General features: G+C 63.4%; 22 protein-coding genes. 9 read left to right on the top strand and 13 right to left on the bottom strand.

Annotated elements, in window-relative coordinates; translation table 11 throughout:
* Positions 1–34 precede the first annotated feature (34 nt).
* The gene (locus tag HAD_RS17885) at positions 35–1321 is read right to left on the bottom strand and encodes a glucuronyl esterase domain-containing protein (protein WP_051596017.1); all 1287 of its coding nucleotides are present in this window, start codon (positions 1319–1321) and stop codon (positions 35–37) included.
* 85 nt (positions 1322–1406) lie between these two features.
* Positions 1407–2255, bottom strand: a complete 849-nt coding sequence (locus tag HAD_RS07650) for a LytR/AlgR family response regulator transcription factor (RefSeq protein WP_035570323.1) — start codon at positions 2253–2255, stop codon at positions 1407–1409.
* Between the two features lie 180 nt (positions 2256–2435).
* Between HAD_RS07650 and HAD_RS07645 the strand changes: the two genes are divergently transcribed.
* The 3 genes from HAD_RS07645 (at position 2436) to HAD_RS07635 (ending at position 4843) form a co-directional block, all read left to right on the top strand.
* Positions 2436–3641 (top strand): acyltransferase family protein, encoded by a 1206-nt coding sequence (locus HAD_RS07645; protein WP_035570321.1) that lies wholly within the window; start codon positions 2436–2438, stop codon positions 3639–3641.
* Positions 3642–3707: 66 nt separating this feature from the next.
* Positions 3708–4313, top strand: coding sequence for a DUF1214 domain-containing protein (locus HAD_RS07640; protein WP_035570320.1), 606 nt, complete (start codon positions 3708–3710; stop codon positions 4311–4313).
* Positions 4310–4843, top strand: coding sequence for a DUF1254 domain-containing protein (locus HAD_RS07635; RefSeq protein WP_035570319.1), 534 nt, complete (start codon positions 4310–4312; stop codon positions 4841–4843). The genes HAD_RS07640 and HAD_RS07635 overlap by 4 nt, the downstream gene beginning before the upstream one ends.
* Before the next feature lie 3 nt (positions 4844–4846).
* Here HAD_RS07635 and ispG read toward each other — a convergent pair whose 3' ends face one another.
* The 4 genes from ispG to HAD_RS07615 form a co-directional block, all read right to left on the bottom strand.
* On the bottom strand, positions 4847–5980 hold the full coding sequence (gene ispG, locus HAD_RS07630) for a flavodoxin-dependent (E)-4-hydroxy-3-methylbut-2-enyl-diphosphate synthase (RefSeq protein ID WP_035570318.1): 1134 nt from the start codon (positions 5978–5980) through the stop codon (positions 4847–4849).
* An 83-nt stretch (positions 5981–6063) separates the two neighbouring features.
* Entirely contained in the window at positions 6064–6978 is a 915-nt protein-coding gene (locus HAD_RS07625; protein WP_035570316.1) for a helix-turn-helix domain-containing protein, read from the bottom strand.
* A 91-nt stretch (positions 6979–7069) separates the two neighbouring features.
* The gene (ptsP, locus tag HAD_RS07620; RefSeq protein ID WP_035570304.1) at positions 7070–9334 is read right to left on the bottom strand and encodes a phosphoenolpyruvate--protein phosphotransferase; all 2265 of its coding nucleotides are present in this window, start codon (positions 9332–9334) and stop codon (positions 7070–7072) included.
* 25 nt (positions 9335–9359) lie between these two features.
* Positions 9360–10607, bottom strand: a complete 1248-nt coding sequence (locus tag HAD_RS07615) for an aspartate kinase (RefSeq protein WP_035570299.1) — start codon at positions 10605–10607, stop codon at positions 9360–9362.
* A gap of 89 nt (positions 10608–10696) precedes the next feature.
* Between HAD_RS07615 and ubiG the strand changes: the two genes are divergently transcribed.
* Complete coding sequence (gene ubiG / locus HAD_RS07610) at positions 10697–11473, top strand: bifunctional 2-polyprenyl-6-hydroxyphenol methylase/3-demethylubiquinol 3-O-methyltransferase UbiG (RefSeq protein ID WP_035570298.1); 777 nt, start codon at positions 10697–10699, stop codon at positions 11471–11473.
* Positions 11474–11484: 11 nt separating this feature from the next.
* The gene (locus HAD_RS07605) at positions 11485–12096 is read left to right on the top strand and encodes a DUF924 family protein (protein ID WP_035570297.1); all 612 of its coding nucleotides are present in this window, start codon (positions 11485–11487) and stop codon (positions 12094–12096) included.
* Here the strand turns inward: HAD_RS07605 and HAD_RS07600 are convergent.
* On the bottom strand, positions 12093–13460 hold the full coding sequence (locus HAD_RS07600) for an MFS transporter (protein WP_156942196.1): 1368 nt from the start codon (positions 13458–13460) through the stop codon (positions 12093–12095). The two genes, HAD_RS07605 and HAD_RS07600, sit on opposite strands and share 4 nt — an antisense overlap.
* Before the next feature lie 118 nt (positions 13461–13578).
* Here HAD_RS07600 and HAD_RS07595 point away from each other — a divergent pair, with 118 nt between their 5' ends.
* Entirely contained in the window at positions 13579–15066 is a 1488-nt protein-coding gene (locus HAD_RS07595; RefSeq protein WP_051596016.1) for a M20 family peptidase, read from the top strand.
* A gap of 68 nt (positions 15067–15134) precedes the next feature.
* Here the strand turns inward: HAD_RS07595 and HAD_RS07590 are convergent, their stop codons facing one another.
* On the bottom strand, positions 15135–16460 hold the full coding sequence (locus HAD_RS07590) for an oxygenase MpaB family protein (protein ID WP_035571854.1): 1326 nt from the start codon (positions 16458–16460) through the stop codon (positions 15135–15137).
* Positions 16461–16571: 111 nt separating this feature from the next.
* Between HAD_RS07590 and HAD_RS07585 the strand changes: the two genes are divergently transcribed.
* A complete protein-coding gene (locus tag HAD_RS07585; RefSeq protein WP_035570295.1) occupies positions 16572–17174 on the top strand; it encodes a TetR/AcrR family transcriptional regulator in 603 nt (200 codons plus the stop codon).
* On the opposite strand, the gene uvrC is transcribed toward HAD_RS07585, so the two are convergent.
* Entirely contained in the window at positions 17171–19045 is a 1875-nt protein-coding gene (gene uvrC, locus HAD_RS07580; RefSeq protein WP_035570294.1) for an excinuclease ABC subunit UvrC, read from the bottom strand. The genes HAD_RS07585 and uvrC overlap by 4 nt on opposite strands.
* Positions 19046–19084: 39 nt before the next feature.
* Positions 19085–19414 carry a hypothetical protein gene (locus tag HAD_RS07575; protein ID WP_035570293.1) on the bottom strand — a complete coding sequence of 110 codons (330 nt, stop codon included), beginning with the start codon at positions 19412–19414 and terminating at the stop codon, positions 19085–19087.
* A 255-nt stretch (positions 19415–19669) separates the two neighbouring features.
* Here HAD_RS07575 and HAD_RS07570 point away from each other — a divergent pair, with 255 nt between their 5' ends.
* Both HAD_RS07570 and HAD_RS07565 read left to right on the top strand, forming a co-directional pair.
* Positions 19670–20881: a pyridoxal phosphate-dependent aminotransferase gene (locus HAD_RS07570; RefSeq protein ID WP_035570292.1), complete on the top strand. Its 1212-nt coding sequence runs from the start codon at positions 19670–19672 to the stop codon at positions 20879–20881.
* Between the two features lie 89 nt (positions 20882–20970).
* Entirely contained in the window at positions 20971–21435 is a 465-nt protein-coding gene (locus HAD_RS07565) for a Dps family protein (RefSeq protein ID WP_035570290.1), read from the top strand.
* Positions 21436–21717: 282 nt separating this feature from the next.
* Here HAD_RS07565 and HAD_RS07560 read toward each other — a convergent pair whose 3' ends face one another.
* From HAD_RS07560 to HAD_RS07550, 3 genes are all read right to left on the bottom strand, one after another.
* Entirely contained in the window at positions 21718–22623 is a 906-nt protein-coding gene (locus HAD_RS07560) for a LysR family transcriptional regulator (RefSeq protein ID WP_035570289.1), read from the bottom strand.
* A 39-nt stretch (positions 22624–22662) separates the two neighbouring features.
* Positions 22663–24162, bottom strand: a complete 1500-nt coding sequence (locus HAD_RS07555; protein WP_051596015.1) for a pyridoxal phosphate-dependent decarboxylase family protein — start codon at positions 24160–24162, stop codon at positions 22663–22665.
* A 67-nt stretch (positions 24163–24229) separates the two neighbouring features.
* Entirely contained in the window at positions 24230–24847 is a 618-nt protein-coding gene (locus tag HAD_RS07550; RefSeq protein ID WP_035570288.1) for a S24 family peptidase, read from the bottom strand.
* Positions 24848–24888: the final 41 nt, after the last annotated feature.

The raw sequence follows: 24888 nt of genomic DNA, 5'->3' as shown, positions 1-24888 counted from the left end.
GCACTGTTTTTCTTATACTTACTGCGCATCGCCTTTAGTGAACAGCGTATTGTGAACTTCCTTCCCCTACGAGATGCGCGTGCAGGAAGACCGTGAAAGCGTCGATATCTTCCGGGACCACGCTGTGCCCGCCGGGACGCAGCCACCAGGATATTCCTGCGGCGGGGTCGAAATCCCCCATGCCTGAAACGGTGAGGCCCGTATGCCCGGTCACCTCGTAGGCTGCACTCGCCGCCTCTGCGGCCCGGAACGAGGAATTCGGGTCAGACCACACATCCCGGCGCCCATTGCCAAGCAGAACCGGCGTCGGCGCGACAAGCGCCAGCAGCTCATGCTGGTCGACGGGAATCTCGTCCAGCCGGTCCAGCCAATCCTGCGCTTCGGGGGCCAGCCAGTGCGGATAGGCTTTCGCCATCCGGTCGAGCCGCTCACCTGTGTGCGACCGCGACAGCGATGCGCCGGCAAACCCTGACTGGTGCGCCACAACCGCCGCGATGCGCCGGTCCCAGACGGCCGCCATCAGGGCGGACTTGCCATGCCGGGAATGGCCCATGACGCCGATCGCCCGCGGATCGATACGCGGATCGGCATCCAGTGCGTCCACCGCGGCAGAAAAGCTGTAGGCCCACGCCATCAGGGCGGAAGTCGGGTTCACCGGCCCGCCCAGCGCCGCCATGGCCTCAGGCGCCTCCTTCTTGCGGTCCGGGATGAAATCGGAGGCATAGAAGCTCGCATAGGCGAGCCCTGCATCGAAGTACCGCTCGACCGGCGCCAGCGCGATATAGCGGCCGAAGATCTGGGTCGCCGCCCAGCCGGGGAAGCCTTCCATCATGCTGCCATCGCAGATTTCACCGTCTGCATTGGTGAGAGGCTCGTCCGGAAAGACGGAGCATGTGTCGGCAAAGGTCTGGCTGATCACCACGGGCACAGGGCCTGAAGCCCTGGGAAAGGCGGTGACCATCATGAACGCGCGGGCGCCCTCGCCACTGCCGACCGTGATCTTCACTTCCTCCAGCGTGCCACGCCCATCCAGGTAGTCCGGATCGATCATCTGCCAGTCACCGAAGCTGACCGGCATGCCCGCTGGCCATGGCCCGTAGAGCACGTCCTCGAACTTCTGCTTCAGGGCTTCACGCTCAGGGCTGCCCTCCTCCGTGATGGCGGGCAGGTCCAGCGCGGGCGCCGGAGCGGGTTTGTTGTCTGTTTCGAGGCTCGCATAATTCATGCCCAGCATGGTGCAACTCGACATGACAAGCGCCATGACGAGGATCAGGACGAGAAGCGGCAGACGGGCGAGAAACCAGAGAATGGGGCGGATCATCGGCATCCTTTATTCATCAACTGCCTCACCGCTGCGGAACCTAGCGATATTCCCTGTCCGGGCCAGCCCGCTCACGAAATAGTGCTTATGCCGTTTGCGCATAGCGCTCCCGGTACCGGCGCGAGCCCGGCACGGTGTCGCCGGAATCCAGCTCGATCAGGGCATCCCCTTCCCCTGTCGGCGTGATGACCCTGACATGATCAAGATTGACTATGTGGGACCTGTGCACGCGCACATGATGACCGCCGGCCTCCTCCAGAAGACGTTCCAGCTCCGTCAGCGTCATCCGCGCCAGATAGGTTTTCGCCGGCGTGACCACTTCCACATAATTGGACGCGGCCTTCGCCCAGATCACATCATCGGCGGTCACGAAAAAGGTTCGTCCACCGGATTTCAGCGTCAGCCGGTGACGGTCTTTCGCTTCGCTTCGGGCGGCCTCTGCTTCCATGGCCTTCTGCTCTGCCACCCGGTTCATCCAGAAGATCGCCGCGATCAGCGTGTAGCTGAGCACATCCTTGCGGTATTCATACAGCCAGAGCGACAGGTCCGTGAGACCGAAATCGTATGGAAAGCCGAACACAAGCGGGGTCAGCAGTTTTCTGAACCACACCATCAGGAAGATGTGCACCGCGGAGAACGCGACCGTCGCCGCCGCGTGGATCGCCAGGTTCTGGCGCCAGCGGTCTGATGTGAAGGGAAACCGGCTCAACATGAAGGTGATGAACGGCACCATGGCCAGGATCACCAGATGCGATGTTGCCTGGCTCAGCCATGGCAGGTTCGGATGCGTCGAGCCTGCCCGCACAAGGTCGTCATGATCCGAGAGGGATTTCTCGAAAAAGGAGGCGACCATGAACAAACCGAAAAAGAACCAGGTCCGCCGGTCGGCCCGGGCGTCGGCCCTGATCTCGGGATGCTGCGTCTCTGTCACCATCGCTGTGTCCTGCCACAAACCGCGTACGAACCGGAAGGCTATTGGCGGAATTTCGTCCCGGATCGCCGCCATTCATCCCCGGCGGGGGCCGTTTGTCCCCTGCACCCACCGGATACCCCTTGGCACATGACGCCTGGCCGGGCGTCTTTCAGTCTGCGCTCCAGAACAAGGAGTTTCCCCATGACCGAACCGTCTCCGGCGCCCGCCTTCCCCCGCCGCTACGATCTCGACTGGCTGCGCATCATCGCCTTTGGCCTGCTCATTTTCTACCACACCGGCATGTTCTACGTGACGTGGGGCTGGCACGTGAAAAGCGTGCATGTCAGCCCCGGCGCCGAATGGTTGATGATGCTGCTGAACCCGTGGCGCCTCGCCCTGCTTTTCTTCATCTCCGGCGTCGCGCTGCGCTTTGCGGCTGACAAGCTCGGTGGATCGACGCTGGCGCGTGAGCGGGCGGTCCGGCTCGGCCTGCCCATCCTGTTCGGCATGGTTGTGATCGTCGCCCCGCAAAGCTGGCTGCAGCTGGTGGAGAACGGCGAGTTCAGCGGCAGTTTCTGGCAGTTCTGGCCGCACTATCTCGATTTCGGGTCGGCCTTCTCGATCACAACGCCGACCTGGAACCATCTCTGGTATGTGGTCTACCTGCTGGTCTACACGCTGATGCTCGCACCGGTCGCGGGTCCGCTGGCCCGGTTCATGACCGGCACCGGTGCCCGCATCACCGAATTCCTGTTCGCCGGCCGCTGGGGGCCACTTGCCGCCCTTGTCCTGCCGGTGACCCCGTTCATCCTCTACCGCTTCACGCTCGATCCCTATTTCAGGACGACGCATGACCTGACGAATGACTGGGCCAATCATGCCCACAGTCTGACCATTCTTATGATCGGCTTCCTGCTCGCCAAGGACCGCAACTTCTGGAGCGCAATCCGCCGGGCCCTGCCCTTCGCCGTCGCGAGCGTGCTGGTGCTCGGCGCGGTGCTCGCCCCACTCTGGTCGAACTGGAACGCCATGGCGGAAAACAGCGACTGGAACTGGCTGATCTGGCCGGCCCGCATCGCGCGGATCTTCTATGCCTGGCTGGCCATTGTGACCATGCTCGGCCTCGCCCAGCGCTACCTGAACCGGCCCAGCCGCGTGCTGACCTACATGACCGAGGCGATATTCCCCTGGTACATCCTGCACCAGACGATCACCGTCATGGCCGGCTACTGGCTGACCCGTCAGGGCCTCGGCGTCTGGGTCGAGGCACCGCTGGTGATCCTGGCCACCTTCGGGGGCTGCGCCCTGCTGCACGAACTCGTCATCCGCCGCGTGGGTTACCTGCGGCCCCTGTTCGGCCTGAAGCCCATGATCAAGGTACGGCGCGTGGCGGCTCCGGCGGAATAGGAGCAGAACAGGACTTGGCGGCCAGAATGTGCTTGCCCGGCCGGATGGGGCCGCTAGCTTGCCGGAATGAAACTGGCGCCTCTTCTGATTGGCGGCATCCTCGGCCTCGCCGCGGGTGCCGCGTCCGCCATGGTGATGGCGGGCATGGTCGGCTCCGGCATCCGCCTGTCAGGCGATGTCGACGTCGAGAACTGGCAGAGCGACTGGACCATCGGGTCAGCCGCCGCCAATCCGTGGACGCGGGCCCGCATCGCCCGCCACGGCCTGCTGGCGCTGACAAAAGAGGAGGCGGTCTATTTCACCCGGGCGAGTGATGATGACGGCAAGCCGCTCATGGAAGCCTGCACCTACCGGGTCAGCGGCACGGCCATGCCCGCGCTCTGGTGGTCTGTCACCCTGTATGACGGCGACAGCCGCCTGCCGCCCAACACGGACAAGGCCCTGTCTTACGATCTCACCAAGGCGGCCGCCGAAGGCGACGCGGACGCGTGGAGCTTTACCGTCTCCCCCTCCCGCCCGGCTGAGGGCGGATGGGTGTCGAGCCGGGCTGCGGACAAGTTCGACCTGACGCTGCGCCTCTACAAACCATCCGCAGCCTTGCTGTCCGATCCGGAAGCCACCCTGCCCGCGCCTTCTGTCGAGCGGCTGTCCTGCGGAGGGCAAGGATCATGAAAAACTTCCTGACCGGCCTTGCCGCCTTCCTGATCACTGGCGCACTCGCGCATTTCGTCGTGCTCAACGCCCTGCCCGGCAAGATCATGTCAAAAGTCCGTGACCGGATGATGGAACGCGGGCTGACGGAGAATGCCTGGCAGATGACCCCGCGCACCAGCCCGGAAACGCAGACCGTCGTGCGCCCCGCACCGGACCTTGCCTACGCCATCTGCCTGATTGACCTGTCGGACGGGCCGGTCGAACTCACCGCCCCGGCCTGGACCGATTATGCATCCCTGTCGGTGTTCGCCGCCACGACGGACAATGTCTATGCAGGCTCGCTCGATGCGCGCACGCCGGGCACACCGATTGTGCGGCATGTCATCGTCGCAATGGAAGACCAGTCTGTGCCGGAGACCGGTGAAACGGAAATCGTTCGTGTGAAAGCGCCGGAAGCGCTGGCCCTGATCCGCCGTCTCGCCCCAACGCAGGATGCCTATGATGCAGCGGCGGCGCTGATCCCGGAAAGCAGCTGCAAGCCGCTCTAGTCGTTATTCCGCCGCGACCTCAGCCTCTTCGCGTTCGGCACGCAGGCGTTCGGCTTTCTGCTCGACCAGGTCGACAATGTGTTCGATCATCTCGTCATTGGAGACATTGTGGTCCGGCCGTCCGGCCACGAACATTTTGCCGCTTTCCTTGCCGCCGCCGGTAAAGCCGAGATCGGTCAGGGCCGCTTCGCCCGGGCCGTTGACGACGCAGCCGATAATGGACAGCGAAATCGGTTCGTGGATGTGCGACAGACGCTGTTCCAGAATCTCGACCGTCTTGATGACGTCGAAACCCTGACGGGCGCAGCTGGGGCACGCAACGATGTTCACGCCGCGTGTGCGCAGGCCGAGCGATTTCAGCATTTCAAAGCCGACCTTCACCTCTTCGACCGGATCGGCCGACAGAGACACGCGGATCGTGTCGCCAATCCCGGCCCAGAGCAGCGCGCCCATGCCGATGGAGGATTTGACCGTCCCCGTCCGAAGCCCGCCCGCCTCGGTAATGCCGAGGTGCAGCGGCGCGTCGGTCGCTTCGGCCAGCTGCTGGTAGGCCGCAACGGTGAGGAACATGTCGGAGGCCTTCACCGAAATCTTGTAATCGTGGAAGCCGAAATCATCGAGAATGCGGGCATGGTCCAGCGCGCTTTCCACCATCGCGTCCGGGCATGGCTCGCCATATTTCTCCAGCAGGTGCCGCTCCAGGCTGCCGCCATTCACGCCGATCCGGATGGAACAGCCATTGGCGCGGGCCGCGGCGACAACTTCCTTCACGCGCGCTTCAGACCCGATATTGCCGGGATTGATCCGCAGGCAGGCCGCGCCGGCGTCTGCCGCCTCGATACCGCGTTTGTAGTGAAAATGGATGTCGGCCACGATCGGCACGGGCGAGGCCCTGCAGATCTCCGGCATGGCGGCGGTCGCCTCTTCCGTCGGGCAGGAGACGCGCACGATGTCGGCGCCGGCCTCTGCCGCACGCTGGATCTGCGCAATGGTTGCGGCGGCATCCTCTGTCGGCGTGTTGGTCATGGTCTGCACGGCGATGGGGGCATCCCCGCCAACCAGAACATCGCCAACGCGGATTTGCCGGGACTTGCGCCGCGTGATGTCACGCCAGGGACGGATCGGATTGTGGCTCATGTCATGTGCCTCTGGTGCCTGTTGGCCCCTAGATGGCGCGTTCGCGCCCATCCGGCAATGCGTTTACGGAAACTTCAACTGCGCTAGCGGGTCGCCTTGCTGCCGCCATTGGCCGCCATGGCCGGAGCAGAAACTTCCGCGGCGCGGGCCAGCTGCTCGTCCACGCTGACGGAAAACATTTCCGCGCCATCCGGGCCGAGCGGGCTGACGACGATATCGCCGACACGCCATTCGAACGCGCCGCCATCGCGGGCAGACACGGTCCAGCCCGCGTTCAGGCGCGGGAAATAGGTCTCGCCTTCCGCCATGACGCGGCTGCGGAAAATGGTGCCGTCGGCGCCGCGCACTTCCAGCCAGCCCTGGCGCACAGCGACCAGTTCTAGCGGCAGCGTGTCCGGCACGGGGCGTTGGGACTCGGCTTCGGAAAACAGGCTGTCGCGGGCGCCGTTCACGGCCACGATCGCGGCGGCTTCGGTGACTTCCGGCGCAGGCCGCATGAATTGCGACACGCCGATTGCGCCTGCCGCCAGCGCCACAAGCGCCGCAGCGGATGCCAGGGCCAGCGGCCAGCGGGCCCGTTCGGCTGCAATCTGGCCCATTTTCGGGACAGGCGCCGCTTCTTTGACTTCCTGAACGGCGCCGCATTCCTTGGTGTAAACCGCGACGACGTCCTTCTCGGGCAGGCCGAGATATTTCGCATAAGTACCGAGGATGGCCGTCAGGTAGCCACCCTTCGGCAGCTCGCCGACTTCCATGCGCTCGAGCCACATGAGGTAGTCCTTGCGCAGGAGCGTCGCCTTGGACACATCCTGCAATTCCAGACCCTTGATCTCGCGCACGCGGCGCAGGACCTGGCCCATGCGCAGGTCTTCGCCCTCATAGGAGCGGGTTTCGAAGACCTCCTTGGCCTTCAGGAAGCGTTCGGAATCCGTCAATACCTTGTCGTCGGTCCCTGTCTCGGGACCGGCCTGTTCAGGAAGCGTGTCGTCGTGTGCCATGTTCGTCCAGTAAAGCCGTGATGGTCGTGTGTCGTCCCACCATCGCGCAAGAAACGGTCCATGCGTGAGGTTAACTCACGGAGCCAATCTATCAACCTTCCGCCAGTTCCACGCCATGTTCAGCCGCAAGAGCTAACAACTGGTTACGGAACGCATCGTTCGGTTTATCGAGCGCCTCAATGAAATCGGCCCGAAACGCTGCAAGATCAAGGCTTCTGATCATACGTTTTACTGGACCGATCGATCCAGCGGACATTGACAGGTTGGTAAACCCGAGCGCAACGAAACAGAGCGCCGAGAGGCTGGATCCGGTCGCCTCCCCGCATGCCGACATCCGGATTCCGTGCGTCCGGCACTCTTCGGAAACCATTTTCAGGAAGCGCAAGGCACTCGGTGAAACAAGGTCGTACCGATCCGAGACAGAGGGCGTCATCCGGTCTGCCGCGTAGAAGAACTGCATCAGGTCGTTGGTGCCGACGGACAGGAATTCCGCCTCCCCTGCCAGTTCCTTCAGGCTGAAGGCCAGTGCCGGGGTTTCCAGCATGACGCCGACTTCGATGCGCGAGGGGCGTTTGCCGGTCGTCTCGGCAGTCCATTCGACCTCCTTCATCAGGAGGTCCTTGGCTGCAAAAAACTCCTGCGGCACCGTCACCATCGGGAACATGACCGTCAGCGGGTTCTCCCCGGCCGCACGGATCAGGGCCCGCAGCTGGCGGCGGAACAGGCCGCGATGATCCAGCGCAAAGCGGATCGAGCGCCAGCCGAGCGCGGGGTTTTCCTCACGCTGCAGGTTCAGCGCAGGCAGCACCTTGTCGCCGCCAAGGTCCAGCGTCCGGAAAATCACCGGCTTGCCCGGCGCCTTGTCGAGCACGCGGCGGTAGAGCTGCACCTGATCGTCCAGCCGCGGCAGCGTCTCGGACACGAGGAACTGGAATTCGGTGCGGAACAGGCCCACCCCGTCCGCGCCGGTCTGCTCCAGCGTGTCGAGGTCGAGTTCGAGGCCCGCATTCAACATCAGGCTCACATCGGTCCCGTCCCGGGTGCGGGCGGGCTTGTTGCGCAGGGCGGCATAGGCGGCCTGACGTTCTGAGCGCAGGGCCACGCGGTCCTTGTAGGCATCGTAGAGCGCGTCATCGGGGCGGACGTGCAGCACGCCCTGCTCCGCATCGACGATCAGCCAGTCGCCCTGATCGATCCTTGTGGTCAGCCCTTCGATGCCGCCCAGTGTCGGAATGCCGAGCGCGCGGGCCACGATGGCCGCATGGGACGAGGCTGCCGCTTCCTCCATAAGGATGCCGCGCAGGCCCGCATTGGCATATTCCAGCAATTCGGCCGGGCCGAGACGGCGGGCGACCAGAACGCTGCGTTCCTCGCTGATCTCCGGACGGCCGTCATCGCCTCCAAGAATGCGCAACAGGCGGTTGTCGAGGTCTTCGAGGTCGTGCAGCCGCTCACGCAGATAGGGGTCGCGCGCACTTTGCAGGCGGGCGCGGTGTTCCCGGCGGGCACGGTCGATGGAGGCTTCCGCCGACAGGCCGGACCGGACGCCTTCCTGCAGCTTTTCCGCCCAGGACGGGTCGTGCGCCAGCAAGCGGTACGTTTCCATCACGTCGCGCGGGTCATCGCCCAGCACAGCGCCGTCGATGGCCATCATCCGGTCGATGGAGGTTTTCAGGCCGATCAGGGCGCGGGTCAGCCGCTCCGCTTCGATTTCCTGATCACCGGCAAAGAATTTCGCCGCCGGCACGACCGGATCGTGCAGCACGGCGCGGCCATAGCCGAGACCTTCGCAAAACACCCGCCCGCGCAGCGTGGCCAGTTTCCGTGTCCGCTGATGCCCGTGACCATTGTCGAGATGTTCGGGATCGATCCGGTCCACGATCTCCGCCAGCACCATGGCAATGGTCTGCAGCGTGTCGATCTCTTCATCGCCATAGACGCGCTCGGTCCGGTTCTGGGCGGTGAGCACGCCGATCACCCGGCCGCCGCGCAGGATCGGCACACCCAGGAAGGCGTGGAACGGGTCTTCCCCTGTTTCCGGGCGGTAGGAGAAGGAAGGATGGCGCGGCGCATCCTGAATCGCCATCGGTTCGGCCCGGCGCGACACGAGGCCAACGAGACCCTCCGAGGAAGACAGGCGCGTATTTCCGACGGCTTCCGGCTTCAGGCCCTCCGTCGCAATGAGGATAAGCTGGCCGCTCGGTTCACGCAGATAGATCGAGCAGACATCCGCCACCATGGTGGAGGCGATCAGCCGGACCACGTTGTCGAGCCGCGAACGTGTTTCCCCATCCTCTGCCATCATCTGGCGGAGGCGATTCATCAGCAGACGCGTGGCAGGTAGATTGTAGGCCATCTAGTCCTGCTTGTCGCAGGCGGTCTTACTCGGCGTCAAGGCCGAAGGCCGTGTGCAGGGCCCGCACGGCGAGTTCCGTATAGGGCGCTGCGATGAGGACCGAAATCTTGATTTCGGACGTCGCGATGACATCGATGTTGATGTTCTTCTCCGAAAGCGCGCGGAACATGGTCTCGGCGACGCCGGTATGGCTCTTCATGCCAACCCCGATAATCGAGACCTTGGAGACATCGCGCGTGACTTCCATGGAGTCGAAGCCGATCTCGTCTTTCATCTTTTCCAGCGTCTCTTTCGCGAACGGGCTGTCGCGGTCGGTGCAGGTAAACACCATGTTGGCCCGGTCCGGACCGCGGGCATTGGCCTGCACGATCATGTCGACATTGATGCCCGACTGCGCGAGCACGGCGAAGAGTTTCGCCGACACGCCCGGTTTGTCCGGCATTCCGAAAAGGGTGATCTTCGCCTCATCACGCGAATAGGCGACGCCGCTGACAACCTGCTTTTCCACGATTTCTTCCTCTGCGCACACTAGGGTTCCGGGATTGGGCTCTCCGGGCTTCAGGAAGCTGGAGAGCACGCGCACCGGCACGTTATGATTCATGGCCATTTCGACCGAGCGGGTCTGGAGGACCTTGGCGCCCAGCGAAGCCATTTCGAGCATTTCCTCGAACGAGATTTTCTTGATCCGCCGCGCTTTCGGGACCATGCGCGGGTCGGTCGTGTAGACGCCGTCGACATCGGTATAGATATCGCAGCCCTGGGCATTGAGCGCGGCGGCCACGGCCACGGCGCTGGTATCCGAGCCGCCCCGGCCAAGCGTGGCGACACGCTCATCCTCGGTGACGCCCTGGAAACCGGCAATCACGGCGATCTCGCCCGCATCCATCGAATCCGGCAGGCTGGAATCGTCAAAGCCCATGATCCGGGCCTTGCCGTGGCTCTTGTTGGTTTTCAGCTTCAGCTGCCAGCCGAGCCAGGACCGCGCCTTCAGGCCGCGCTTGCGCAAGGCCAGCGCCAGGAGACCGGCCGTCACCTGCTCGCCGGAGGCAACGACGACGTCATATTCGTCGTCATATTGTTCCCGCGCGAGGCCATTGCCTGCCGCGCCTTCAGCCAGCGCAACCAGTTTGTTGGTCTCCCCCGCCATGGCCGAAACGACCACAGCGATCTGTTCACCCTGCTCTGCGCGGGCGGCCACAATGTCGGCCACGTTCGCAATGCGATCGAGGTCTCCCACCGAGGTTCCGCCAAACTTGAGTACCGTGCGCGCCATTTCGCCCTATATCCTGTAGAAACGGGTATGCCCCTATAAGCGCCCTCATAGGGGCTGTTCTCAGCCGGATCAAACAGGTTTGATAGACCATGGTGAAAACAATTGAAGGCTCCCTTGGGGCACCCAGGACCCCGAGCATCGACCCGGACGAGGTGGAAAAATTTTCCTCCATCGCCGCAGAGTGGTGGGACCCAAAGGGCAAATTCCGCCCTTTGCACCGTTTCAACCCTGTCCGCCTGCGCTTCATCCGCGAGACGGCCGAGCGGCATTTCGGGATAGATCCGGGCAAGGTTAAACCCCTGGAAGGATTGAGATTATTGGACATTGGCTGCGGCGGCGGCCTCGTCTGCGAGCCGATGGCCCGGCTGGGCGCCGCCGTGACCGGCGTCGATGCATCGGAAGCCAATATCAAGACCGCGCTGACCCATGCCCAGGAGGAAGGCCTCTCCATCGATTACCGGGCTGGAACCGCCGAAGGCCTGATCGACGCCGGCGAGCCGCTTTTCGACATCGTCCTGAACCTCGAAGTGGTCGAACATGTCGCAGACCCGATTCAGTTCCTGAAAGACACCGCCAGCCTGGTCCGCCCCGGCGGGCTGATGATCGTGGCAACGCTCAACAAGACCGCAAAGGCGCTGGCGACGGCTGTGGTCGGCGCCGAATACATCCTCGGCTGGCTGCCGCGCGGCACGCATGACTGGTCGAAATTCCTGCCGCCGGAAGACGTGCGCGATGCCCTTGCTGCTGCGGGTCTGGAACCGGAAACCCCGGCCGGCGTTTCCTATGCGCCGCTGACCGGGGCCTGGCGGATTACCGAGGACACGTCGGTCAATTACATGATTGTTGCCCCCAGACCTGAACCGTGAGGCCCCGATAAATGAGCGAACTTCCCACCCCGCAAGACGTCATTGACTACTGGATTGGCGAGGCGTCTGCCTCCCCGGACGCGGCGGGCGAAAAGCACAAGCTCTGGTTCGGCAAATCGGAAGAGACTGACGCGGAGATCCGCGACCGCTTCGGCGCGCTGGTGGAAACGCTGTCGGACCTGCCTTCGGCGGAGGACTGGGCCGCCCGCGGACCTCGCGAACGCCTGGCCGTCATCATCGTGCTCGACCAGTTCAGACGGAACCTCTTCCGTGACGATGCCCGCGCCTTTGAACAGGACGATCTCGCCCTCCTCCTCTGCAAGGACGGCCTCGCCCTGAAACAGGACAAGGGCCTGTCGGAAGTGGAGCGGATCTTCTTCTATCTGCCGCTCGAACATTCCGAAGCGCCGGAAGACCAGGAGCGCTCTGTTTCGATCTTCACAGACCTGCTCGTGGAGTCCCGTGAAGGTTTCCGCGACCTGATCGAGAGCACGCTGCAATATGCCAAGGACCACAAGAAGGTGATCGACCAGTTCGGCCGCTTCCCGCATCGCAACAAGGCGCTGGGACGTGACTCGACGGACGAAGAAAAGGAATGGCTGGCCGAAGGCGGCGGCTTCTAGTCCATGATCTCCGGCCCGCGCGGGTCGAGGGATTTGGCGACTTCCTGCTGCATGGCCCGCGTAAACGGATAGCGCGAGGCGGCAAGCGCAGCCAGCAGGTAGAGCGTGCCCGGCAACAGGCAGAACACCAGCAACAGGCCATGGATCGCTTCCGGCGAGTTCTCCTCATTCGGATGGAACCCGGCCCACTGACCAAGGATCAGGTAGCCGACGCCGAGGGCCAGGCTGCTGCCGACCTTGTAGGCGCTGGTGATGAGGGAATAATAGATGCCGGACCGGTTCTCCCCGGTCTGGGAAACCTGCCATTCCACGACATCCGCCGTCATCGACCGGGCCAGCACCATGGGCGCGCTGAACGCCGCGCCGTTGAAGAAGGCGCCGATGAAAAGCGGCCAGAACCCGCCGACCTGACCGGCGATGTAATAGATAATGAAACTGCCAAAGGACAAAAGCGCCGCGGCCTTGAACGCAAAGCTTTTCTCGGTGCGCTCGGCCAGTTTCAGCCAGAGTGGCAGGGCGCAGACCGCCATGATGAAGAAAAACATCAGGACCAGGCTGCTCATGCCGTCCGACAGGCCGAACACGAATTCCGCAACGAACAGATAGTTCGCCGAGGTCACGGCGATCGCCGTCCCGGACAGCAGCTCCAGGAGCAGGATGTGGCCCAGATACTTGTTGCGCAGGGCAGCAATGAAAGGGCGCAACCGGAATTTCTCTGTGTGTCCCTTGTCGCCGCGCACAGGTTCGTCGCGCACGAATGTGCATGCCAGGAAAGCCGAGATCGGCAGCGCGATCAGCAGCACCCAGCCCATGACAGCGACCTGCCCCATCCGCCCGACGCCAAAGCCGGCAAGCTCCAGCACCACCGGGATTGCCAGCAGGAACAGCATCGACAGAACGCTGACAATCTCGGCCCACTGGAAGAAGCGCGACCGGTCATCATAGTCGACCGCGATCGCCGGCACCCAGGCCGAGCGCGCCGTCTGCAGCAGGGTAAAGCCGATATAGAACAGGATCATCCAGCCGACGAAATAGCCCGGCCCCTGCCCGACGCTGGGCATGTAGACGAAATAGGTGGCGAGCCCCAGGATCGGCACCGACAGCACAACCCAATGGCGCACGCGGCCCCACGGGCTGCGGTAGCGGTCGACCAGATAGCCCATCACCGGATCGGTGAAGATGTCCCAGAACCTGAGCAGCATGAACAGGATGCCGGTCAGCTCCAGGCCCAGCCCGACTTCCCGCGCATAAAGCGGCGCAAGGTACACACCGACAGGCAAGCCGACGCCAGCCAGCGGGATACTCAGTGATGAAAATGCAAGGACCCTTGGCAGGGACAGGCGCTTGGCCGGAGCGTCATTCATAAATGCATGATTGCCGTGCAAAATCGTGACGGCCAAGTCATTTTTTTGCCGCTGGACGCCTTGACGAACCCGGGGAGAGCCGCGACCGTCCGCCCCGAACGGACTGGAGGGTGTTTCGTTGTTCAAGAAATTTCTGATGGGCCTTGCGGCCCTGCTCGTGCTGATTGTGGCCGTGGTCCTGTACCGCACATTCACCTATGGCGGCGCCCCAGTCGGCGGCCGGGTGGAGCTGCCGGACGTGCCGGCCATCTCGGCCGACGTCGCTGCGGAACACCTGTCCGAGGCCATCCAGTTCAGGACCATCACGCTGTCTGGCGGCGATCCGCGCCCCGGACAGGAAGGCCCGTGGCTGGAACTGCACGACTGGCTGGAAGTGACCTATCCGGCTGCCCACGCCGCGATGACGAAGGAAATCGTGCCCGGCACGCTCACCCTGCTCTACACGTGGCAGGGCTCCGACCCGTCTCTTCAGCCGCTGCTGCTGATGGCGCACCAGGATGTGGTGCCGGTGAACATCGGCACCGAGGGCGACTGGACCGGTGCGCCGTTCAAAGGCGACATCATCGATGGCTATGTTTATGGCCGCGGCGCGCTCGACGACAAAAGCAACCTGATCGGCATCATGGAAGCTGTGGACGCCCTCGCCGCCTCGGGCTTCCAGCCGAAGCGCACCGTGATCCTGCAATTCGGCCATGACGAGGAAGTCCTCGGCTCCGGCGCGGAAAAAAGCATCGCCCTTCTGAAATCCCGCGGCATCGAGCCGGTCATGGCAGTCGATGAGGGCTTTGCCATTCTCGATCCGTCGCCGCTGACCGGCGCCAAGATGGGCATGATCGGCGTTTCGGAAAAAGGCTATGTCACGCTGCAGGTCACTTCGCTGGGCGCAGGCGGCCACTCGTCCATGCCGCCGCGCGATTCCGCGAACGTGCAGCTCGGCAAGGCCATCGTCGCCCTCGACGAGAACCAGATGCCGGCAGACTTTTCAAAGCCGCCGGTCTCGGACCTGCTGCTCGCGTCTGCCGCCGACATGCCCTTCATGCAGAAAATGGCCCTCGCCAATATGTGGCTGTTCGGCGGCATGGTGGAGAAGTCCTTCTCTGCAACGCCTGCCGGCAATGCGATGGTACGTACAACGACCGCCCCGACCATGCTGGCCGGATCGGCCAAGGAAAACGTCCTGCCGCAGCGTTCGACCGCTATCGTCAATTTCCGCGTCCACCCGAACGACACCGTCGCCGATGTGGTCGACCATGTGAAACAGGTGACCGGCGATATTGAAGGCATCCAGGTCAGCGCCCCGGAAGAAGGCAGCGGCGAAGCGTCCCCTGTCTCGCCTACCGATGGCCGCCCCTATGCCGTGCTGGCCAGTGTCGCTGAAGCGGCCGGTGACGGGGCCCCGGTTGCCCCGGCGCTGGTGATCGGCGCCACCGACGGGCGTTATGCCACGGCGATCACGCCGCGCGTTTACCGCTTCTCGCCAGCCGTGATCACACCGGTGGACCTGACCGGGTTCCACGGCACGAACGAGCGGATGTCTGTCGAGAACATGGGACGCATTTCAAACGGCTTCGCGCAGATCATCGTCGCGATGGACCAGGGCGACTGATTATGCTCCGTTAGCGGAATAACAGCAGCCGGCCCTTCCCCCCAAAGAAGCCGGCCGCTGTTTCCCCCCTATTCCGCCGGGACGGGCTTTGCCGGCCGATAGGCCGACGCATCCGTCGTGAACTCGGCATGGCCATAGCGCGCGAGCAAGCGCCGGAGTTTGGCGACGAGGTGACGATCCACCAGCCCGCGCAGACCCGGCACTTTCAGGGCCGTGTTGTAGATGGCCATTTTCGCCGCGATGACCGGGAACAGAACCGCGGCAACCGCATAGTCCAGCGGGCCGACCGGCACGCCGATATCGCGCGCCATCTGGCTGTTCCCGCCCAGGAAATGCTGTACCAGGACCAGCCGCGCCAGCCGGCGTTCCAGGGCATTGTGGATCCGGTTCCCCAGCGATTTGTCGGGCGGCAGATAGGTCGACAGGGTTGCCCGCACCAGCGCCCCGCAGGTCTCGTCGTCAAACCCGGCACGGATCGACCCGCTGCGCGCATTCATGATGTCGATAATGCCCTGCGGCGTATCCATCAGCAGGTCTTCCGGCAGGCCCAGCAGGTAGCAACGGTACCGGCTGAATTCGACGCGGGCGCGTTCCTCCGGCGTAAATTCCGTCCGCCCCTCTTCCACCATCTTGAACGCCAGCAGGAAGACATCGATCAGGCCCGCCGGCATCTGGTCGACCTGCGGAATCGGAATGCCGTAGACGGACTGGTCCCAGCTCTTCATCCGGTGCAGGACGTTGAACCGCACCATCGAGTGCATCAGGCGCACCATGGCGGCGGCCCTGAATCCTTCCCCGCGCGGCTCCAGCGCGCCCGGCAGGGTCGTGACCGTGAAGAAGGTCGCCGTTTCGTTCACCCGTCGCGAGGCGCTCGAATGGCTGAGGGTGCCGGTCAGCGCCATCGGCAGGGCCGTGTACTTGTTGAGGAATGTGGCAAGGAATGCGCCGCGGATCATCCAGGGGGCGCTTTCCGCCATGGGCAGCCGGTTGAGCCGGGCGCCTTCGCGCACGAGGTCCATGTCCAGCCAGTCCGGCTTCGCTTCCATTTCGGCAATCAGGGCGGCCAGTTCCGGCGGTGCATCGGGCACGGCCTCGATCCCTTGGTCACAGGCCGTGGTCAGCATATCGACCACGCGCTTGAAGCCATATTCCGGCATCAGGGCCGCATAGGCATCCGCCGTCACGTCGCCCAGCATCGTGTAGGCTTTCACACGCTCGACCATATCGGCGGGCGGCGGCGGGAATTTCGTCGCATAATCCTTCATGGAGCTGACGGAGAGATCGTCGGTGTAACGCTCCGGCGTCAGCGAAAAGTCGATGTCTCCATACATCACCGGCAGAGCCGTTTTCTGGTGCGAAATGCGCTCGTGCACATCTTCGAGGGATGCGGTCATTCGGATCTCCGGTTGCATTTCAGACGCAGTCACATCCATAATGTAAGAAATCCTCATATTTACCATTCGCATCTCAAACGGCGAAGATCAGCGGCCCCGAAATGAAGTCAAATGGTTGAAATCAATAGAAGAAATCCAAAACAAGCCCGCGCCCGCGCAACGGTGGACGCGATTCTCGAAGCCGCCTTTCAGGTTTTGGATACAAACGGATACGCCAAATTCACGACCAGCCGCATCGCCAAGCGGGCCGGCGTGTCCATCGGCACGCTCTACCAGTATTTCGACGACCGCGATGCAATCCTGCAGGAACTCAGCCAGCGCTACAGCGATGCCCTGCGCGAGCGGATCACGAAGTTGCTGCTCGAAGAGCCGGAGCTGAGCAGCGTGCGGACTGTCATCCGCGCAGCCATGCAGGGCGTCGAGGGCTCACCCGAAACCCAGCTCGTTCTGTCCAATACCATCTTTCAGACCCGCGGCGGCGCAGAAGTCAGCCGCCAGCATTCGGCGTTCATGGATGCCCTCAGCACGCGGGGGGAGTACGAATTTGTCCTCGGCAAGGAAGCGTCCTTTATCCTCACCCATACCGTGGTCTACCTGCTGCGCGCGACGATCATGGAACCTGAACTGGAACTCGACCCCCAGCGGTTGGAGGACGAACTGGTCCACCTGATGGAAAGCTATATCGCAAACCTCGCCGAACGCGCGGGTGCCTAGCCGCCGTTGAAATGGCCATGGATGCGCTCGGCCAGCGCTTCGTTCACGCCGTCCACTTCCATCAGGTCCGCGACCTTGGCGCGGGAGACGCCCTTGGCGGAACCGAAATGATGCAGCAGCGCTTTCTTGCGCGCCGGGCCGATGCCTTCGATCTCGTCCAGCGGTGACTTGCCGATGGCGGCAGAACGCTTCTGCCGGTGCGCGCCGATGGCCCAGCGGTGCGCCTCGTCGCGCAGGCGCTGGAGGTAGTAGAGCACCGGCGCATTTTCCGGCAGCTTGAACGGCGCCCGGCCCGGCCGGAAGAATTGTTCCCGGCCCGCATTCCGGTCCACCCCCTTGGCGATGGAGACCAGCGTCACATCGTCCGGCGTCAGATCAATTTCCTTCAGCGCCTCGATCACCGCGTTCAGCTGGCCAAGCCCGCCGTCAATCAGGACAAGGTCCGGCCAGTTGGAGGGATCGCCCTCTTCCCGTTCCTTTTTGGCGCGATTGAAGCGGCGGCGCATGACTTCGCGCATCATGCCGTAATCGTCGCCGGGCTCGACGGTCGTGTCCTTGATATTGAACTTGCGGTAGGCGTTCTTCATGAAGCCTTCGGGGCCGGCCACCACCATGCCGCCCACGGCGTTGGTGCCCTGGATGTGAGAGTTGTCGTAAATCTCGATCCGTTCCGGCGGCTTTTCCAGTTCGAACACTTTCGCCACTTCATTCAGCAGGCGTGCCTGGCTGGCGGTCTCCGACAGTTTCCGCGTCACCGCTTCGCTCGCATTGCGGGTCGCCTGCGCGACGAGGTCTTTCTTGCTGCCGCGTTCGGGCTTGCGGATCTCGACCTTCCGGCTCGCCTTCAGGCTCAGCGCCTCGGCAATCAGCTCGGCCTGTTCCGGCATGTCGGAAACAAGGATCATCCGCGGCGGCGGGCGCTTGTCATAGAATTGCGCGAGGAAGGCGCTCAGCACTTCCTCTGCCGTCTGATCACGTTCATGGCGCGGATAGTGCGCGCTCGCGCCCCAGTTCTGGCCCGCCCGGATGAAGAAGACCTGCACACAGGAGATCCCTCCCTCCATCGAAATGGCGAAGATGTCGGCTTCCTCGATATCGTCCGGGTTCACATCCTGGCTGCCGCGCACATGGGCGATGGCGCGGATGCGGTCGCGCAGGGATGCCGCGCGTTCGAAATCCATCGCGTCGGCGGACTCTTCCATTTCCCTTGCGAGGCGCTTCTGAAGGTCTGCCCCCTTCCCGCGCAGGAAGTCTGCCGCCTCGTCGGCCAGGTCCTGATAATCCTTCGTCGAGATCAGCCCCACACAGGGCGCCGCACAGCGCTTGATCTGATGCAGCATGCAGGGCCGCGTGCGGGCATTGTAGACGCTGTCCTCACAGGTGCGCAGCAGGAAGGCCTTCTGCAGCGTGTCGAGTGTGCGCATCACCGCCCCGGCGCTGGCGAAGGGGCCGAAATAGTCGCCCTGGTCCTGTTTGGATCCGCGATACTTCTTGATCTGCGGCGCCTCATGATCGCGCCGGATCAGAATGTAGGGAAAGGATTTGTCGTCCCGCAGCAGCACGTTGAAACGCGGCTTCAGGCTCTTGATGAGGCTTGCCTCCAGCAGCAGCGCCTCGGTCTCGCTTTCGGTGACAACGAATTCCATCCGCCGCGTCAGGGCGATCATCCGCGCGATGCGCTGGGTATGGCCGCCGAGGCGGGCATAGTTCGAGACGCGCGCCTTCAGGTTCCGCGCCTTGCCGACATACAGCACTTCGTCAGCGTCCCCGTACATGCGGTAGACGCCGGGCTTCGCCGGCAGGCGGGTCAGATTGTCCTTGATGACGTCAACGCCCCGGAAGGGGGCCGCGCCCGGCGATTCAGTCTCCATGATCTGCAAAATAGGCGAGCCGCCGCATTTATGCGAGCTTTAGACGGCGTTGCGTATGTTGCGGATGACGTCTTCGTTCAGGAAATCGCGCGGGTCAAAAGGCGTTTCGAGCAACATGCCCACGAAGAAGCCGAACACGACGACCAGCACCAGCGAACTCACGAAATTGCGGCTCTTGGCGGGTTTGTGTTCCCGCGTGCCTGCTTTGACGACCACCAGCAGGAACAGCATCAGGATGAAGGCGGCAAGGCCCACCAGCCGCTCCAGGTCGGACAACCGGCTGAACCAATGCGTCAAATCCCTCACCAGATCTCTGACCAGGTCGAAGAATTCGCGCTTTGCCTCGTCAAATACAGTCTGAGACCACATTTCCTTACTGCCTTAACATTCTTCCACGCGGAAGACGCCCCACCAGGCAGCCTGCAACATGCCACGCCATAGTTAAGATGCCTGCCCGGCTGCCGGGAGGAATCTGCCGCCTCGGGGAAAGCGTTCATTAACCTTCAAAATACCCGAAATGACGCGGTGGCGGGGCTTGCGGCCATGCGCCCTGACGCGTATTGCGGGCACGGCCCGGCGCTCCTGCCAGGGCCGCAATTCCTGGGACCGCCTCAAGGACATATCATGGCTGCCGATCTCCGCCTGTCGGACGCGCTGGACCGCGTCAAACCTTCCGCCACCATCGCCGTCACCACTAAGGCGGCCGAACTGAAACGCGCCGGTCATGACGTGATTGGTCTCGGCGCCGGCGAACCCGATTTCGATACGCCGGAGAACATCAAGGCCGCGGGCATCCGGGCCATCCAGGAAGGCAAGACCAAGTACACGCCGGCCGACGGCCTGCCGGAACTGAAGGAAGCCATCGTCGGCAAGTTCCAGCGCGAGAACGGCCTGACCTATACGCCCGCCCAGATCCACGTCGCGCCGGGCGGCAAGCCGGTGATCTACAACGCCCTCGTCGCCACGCTGAACCCCGGCGATGAAGTCATCTGCCCGGCCCCCTACTGGGTGTCCTATCCGGAAATGGTGCTGATGGCCGGCGGCGAGCCTGTGAAGGTCGAGTGCGGCCCGAACTCCAGCTACAAGCTGACGCCGGAAGCGCTGGAAGGCGCGATCACGCCGAACACCAAATGGCTGATCCTGAACTCGCCCTCCAACCCGACCGGAGCGGCCTACACCCGCGCAGAGCTGAAAGCGCTGGCCGACGTGCTGCTGCGCCATCCGCAGGTCTGGGTGATGACCGACGACATGTATGAGCATCTCGTCTATGACGATTTCGAATTCACCACGATTGCCCAGGTCGAACCCGCCCTGTGGGAGCGGACGCTGACCATCAATGGCGTGTCCAAGGCCTATGCCATGACCGGCTGGCGCATCGGCTATGCCGGCGGGCCGGACAAGCTGATCAAGGCGATGAGCAAGGTCATCAGCCAGACCACCTCCAACCCCTGCTCGATCAGCCAGTATGCGGCCATCGAGGCGCTGAATGGCCCGCAGGATTTCCTGCCCGTCCGCAAGGCCGCCTATCAGGCGCGCCGCGACATGGTGGTCGAAGGCCTCAACAAGGCGCCCGGCCTGCACTGCCCGACGCCGGAAGGCGCGTTCTATGTCTATCCGTCCTGCGCGGGCGTGATCGGCAAGACGGCCCCGTCCGGCAAAGTGATAGAGACGGACGAGGACTTCGCCACCGAGTTGCTGGAAACCGAAAAGGTCGCCGTCGTGTTCGGCGCGGCCTTCGGCCTCTCCCCCGCGTTCCGCGTGTCCTATGCGACTTCGGAAGACGCGTTGAAAGAGGCGCTCGCCCGGATTCAGCGCTTCTGTTCCGCCTTGAAATAGAATTTTTCTATAGGTCACCTGCGACCATTCGATTGGCTGCAACGCCAGCCAATCCCCATATGATGGGGGTAATCAGAAGGAGAATTTTCATGCCGATCGATATTGGACTGACAGAAGAAGAACGGCAGACTTCGGTCGACGCCCTGAAGAAGCTGCTCGGCGAGACCTATGCGCTCTACGCCAAGACCCACGGGTACCACTGGAACGTGACCGGACCGCGCTTTCAGGCGCTGCACACCATGTTCGAGACGCAGTACAACGACCTCTGGGCTTCGCTGGACGAGATTGCCGAGCGTATCCGCGCCCTCGGGCATTTCGCGCCGGGCTCGCCGGGCGAGATGATGGACCTGGCCACAATCAAACCAGACAATGGCATTCCGGACGCCAACGACATGGTCGCCAATCTGGTCAAAGGCCATGAAGCGATCAGCCGGGTCGCCAAGGCAGGCATCGATATCGCCGAGAAAGCAGGCGATGCCGTGACGGTCGACCTGATGACCCAACGGGCCACGATTGCCGAGAAAACTGCCTGGATGCTCCGCGCCAGCATCTGAGCTGCTTGATCCGACACGAAGGAATGGGCGGGCCGCATGGCTCGCCCATTCTTTTTTGGAACGCTGCTTCCCCGGAATTGGCCAAAAAAAAGCCCGGCTGCGATTAACGCGCCGGGCTTGTAAGTATCGGGTCCCGTAGGGGGAGGAAACGCCCAATCGGAGGAAGGATTGGGTAATGCCCGGGACCCTTGGCATGACGCCTAGATAGTCCCTTTTCGCACTCGCACAACCACCACTGTGTCAGATCACTTATGCAATACTGCATAATTAACAGCCGTTCATTTAGACTTGCCGCATGGCTGCGCGGCGGAGCTGTTCTGTTTCAGCTGTTACGAAGTCCCGGAATGCGGAAACCCGCTTGGACCGCCGCAAATCGCTTGGGTAGATAAAGTACAGATCGAAGATCGGGCCGACATTATCCGGCAAAACCTTCACCAGCCGCGGCATGGTCGAGGCCATATAGTCCGGAACATCGGCAATACCGAGCCCGGCATCCACGGCGCGCAGCATGGCGAAGACATTGTTGACCTTCAAAGTCGCCGGACGCGGCGGGGCATCGTCGCGGCCCACACGGCAGGCAAAGCTCATCTCCTGCAGCGGCGAATTTTCGTCGCCATACGCGATGATGCGGTGATTATCGAGGTCCTGCGGCGTGCGCGGCATGCCTGCGGTCTTCAGGTATTCCGGCGAGGCGTAGAGGTTTGTCGCCACCGTGCCGAGCTTGCGCTGGATCAGGTCTGCCTTGTCAGCGGCCCAGAGGCGGATGGCACACTCGGCCTCCAGCTTCAGCAGGTCGTATTCCCGGTCTTCGAGGCGCAGATCCAGGTGCAGGTCCGGGTGTTTCTTCGCAAAATTGCCGAGGCGCGGCACCAGCCAGGTGGAGCCGAAGGCCACCGGCGCAGAGACGATCAGCTCGCCCTGCGGGGTTTCCTGCTGGTCGCGCAGGGCCGTGTTCGCAGATTGGGCCGCCTGCGCCATCTCCATCGTGGAGCGGAACAGCGTGTGGCCGGCATCGGTCAGCACCAGGCCGCGGGCGTGGCGCTGGAACAGCGAGACGCCCAACGTCTCCTCCAGCGCGGCAATCTGGCGCGAGACAGCCGATTGCGAGATGCCCAGCCGGTCTCCGGCGGACGTCAGGCTGCCAGCTTCCGCTGCAGCGTGGAAAGAACGTAGCTTACCCCAGTCCATCAATGACTTGTGACCGTTTCTTCTATCTGCGGCAAGAGCCTAGCCTGCATCCCGGATGGCCGCGTCGCGAACCGCCGCAACTTCCGGCGACGCGGCGACGCGCTGCACTTCTTCCAGCAGGATATCGAGGTCGGCGCGGGCCGTGCGGTGGTTGGTGATGTTCACGCGGATGGCGAGCCGCCCCTTCAGGCGCGTGGTGGAGGGCGCGGCGCTCCCCTGCTCCTGCAACTGGATGACGATCTCGTCGTTCATCGCGTCCAGCACGGCGTCGGAAAGCCCCGGCTCGGTATAGCGGAAACAGCAGATGTTCAGCGCCACCGGCGCCAGCAATTCGAGGCCCGGCGTCTTCTCCACCTGCTCCCCCAGGTACGAGGCCTGGTAGCAATTGCGCTCAATCATGCGGCCAAGCCGGTCGGTGCCGAACTCTGCGATCTGCGCCCAGACCTTCAGGGCACGGAAGCCCCGTGACAGCTCCGGGCCATATTCGACAGGCCACGGATTACCACCCGCAAGGCCGCGTTCCTTGGCCGTCAGATAGTCCGGCCGGTCTGTGAAGGCAGCGCGGTGCAGCTTCTCTTCGCGGATCAGCGCGAAACCGGCATCGTAGTTCACATGCAGCCATTTGTGGAAATCAAAGGCCAGCGAGTCCGCGCGTTTCACGCCTGTCAGGCGGTCCTTCACCCGGTCGCTCAGCACACCGAGCGATCCGAACGCACCGTCGATGTGGAACCACATGCTCTCTTCTGCCGCGAGGTCGGCCAGCTCCTCCAGCGGGTCGATCGCGCCGACATTCACCGTACCGGCCGTACCGATCACGATGAAAGGCGTCAGGCCCGCTTCCCGGTCGGCGGCGATGGCGGCCTTCAGGGCATCCATGTCGATCTCGAACCGGTCATTGGCGGGGATCTTGCGCAGGGCGTCCGTACCGAGGCCCAGCAGGTCAAATGCGCGGGCCACACAGGAATGCGTCTCGGTCGAGGTGTAGCCAACCAGGCCATGCCCGCAGATGCCGTCCTTGCGGCTCAGGAAGTTCAGCCGCGTATCGCGCGCCACCTTCACCGCAATGATCGTCGCGATGGACGTGCCGGAGACGACAATGCCGCTGGCGGTGTCCGGGAAGTCGAACAGTTCCCGGCACCAGCGCACGACCTGTTTCTCGACATAGATCGCGCCATGGTCGCGCCCGCCGACATTGGCGTTCATCGCGGAGGCGGCAATCTCTGCCAGCAGGTTCGCCGGCGTGCCGGAGCCATGCACCCAGCCGAAGAAGCGCGGATTGGTATTGCCAGCGCCATAGGGCAGCAGCGCCTCCATCCGGCCCATCACGTCCGGCACACCCCAGCCCTCGCGGGGCAGCGGCGCCTTCAGCGTCTCCTTGATCTCGCCCGGCAGCTCGGTCCACACGCGGCCCTGCCGTGCGTCCTGCAGCCGGTCGATGGCGGCGTCCAGCATGTGGCGGGCCTGCGCGCGGAATTCGTCCCAGTTTTCCGGGTCGAGGGATTCCTGCGGAGTTGGCTCTTCAATGGGCTTGTCAGTCATGTGCGCGTAATCACCCACTTTTGAGGCGTTTGCAAAGCACCGGATGTCACATGGGTGTCAATAATTCCTATTGGCTGGCCCATAAAATTCGCGCGATCCAGGCGATTTCGCCCGGTTTGAACTCCCGCACCGGATAGTCCGGATTGAGCGAGGCGAGCGCGACCGTGCGGCTGTTCCTGCGCGCCAGCACCTTGGCCATGACCTCGCCGCCCGTTGTTTTCGCGACGACCCGGTCGCCCTTTTTCACCTCTGCCCCGGGGGCAACGATGATGCGGTCGCCCGCCCGGTAGGCCGGTTCCATGGAATCGCCGCTGATTTCGAGGGCGTAGACGGTTTCGGTGCCAAGCCCGGGGAAGCGCACCTCTTCCCAGCCCTGCCCCGCGGGAAAGCCGGCATCGTCGAAATAGCCGTCGCGGCCGGCCTGCGCGAAGCCGATCAGCGGCGCGGTTGCGCCCCGGCGGCCATCGATCAGCGCGGCGAAATCGTCAAAGCCGGAGCCGACCGCCTCCAGCACGCGGGCGAGGCTCTCGGTGCTCGGCCAGCGCGGGCGGCCATCGGCGCCTTCGCGTTTCGACTTGTTGAATGCCGTCGGGTCCAGCCCCGCCCGGCGCGCCAGGCCCGACGCCGTCAGGCCATGATGTTCGGCCAGCTGGTCAATTCCCCGCCAGATATCCTGGTGCCGCATGAGGCCACACTCCGCTATTGTCGCGGACATCAGCGCTATAG

The sequence above is a fragment of the Hyphomonas adhaerens MHS-3 genome (assembly GCF_000685235.1).
Lineage (GTDB): Bacteria > Pseudomonadota > Alphaproteobacteria > Caulobacterales > Hyphomonadaceae > Hyphomonas > Hyphomonas adhaerens.
The sequence above is the reverse complement of the archived record's forward strand: the minus strand, read 5'-3'. Positions and strand labels throughout refer to the sequence as shown.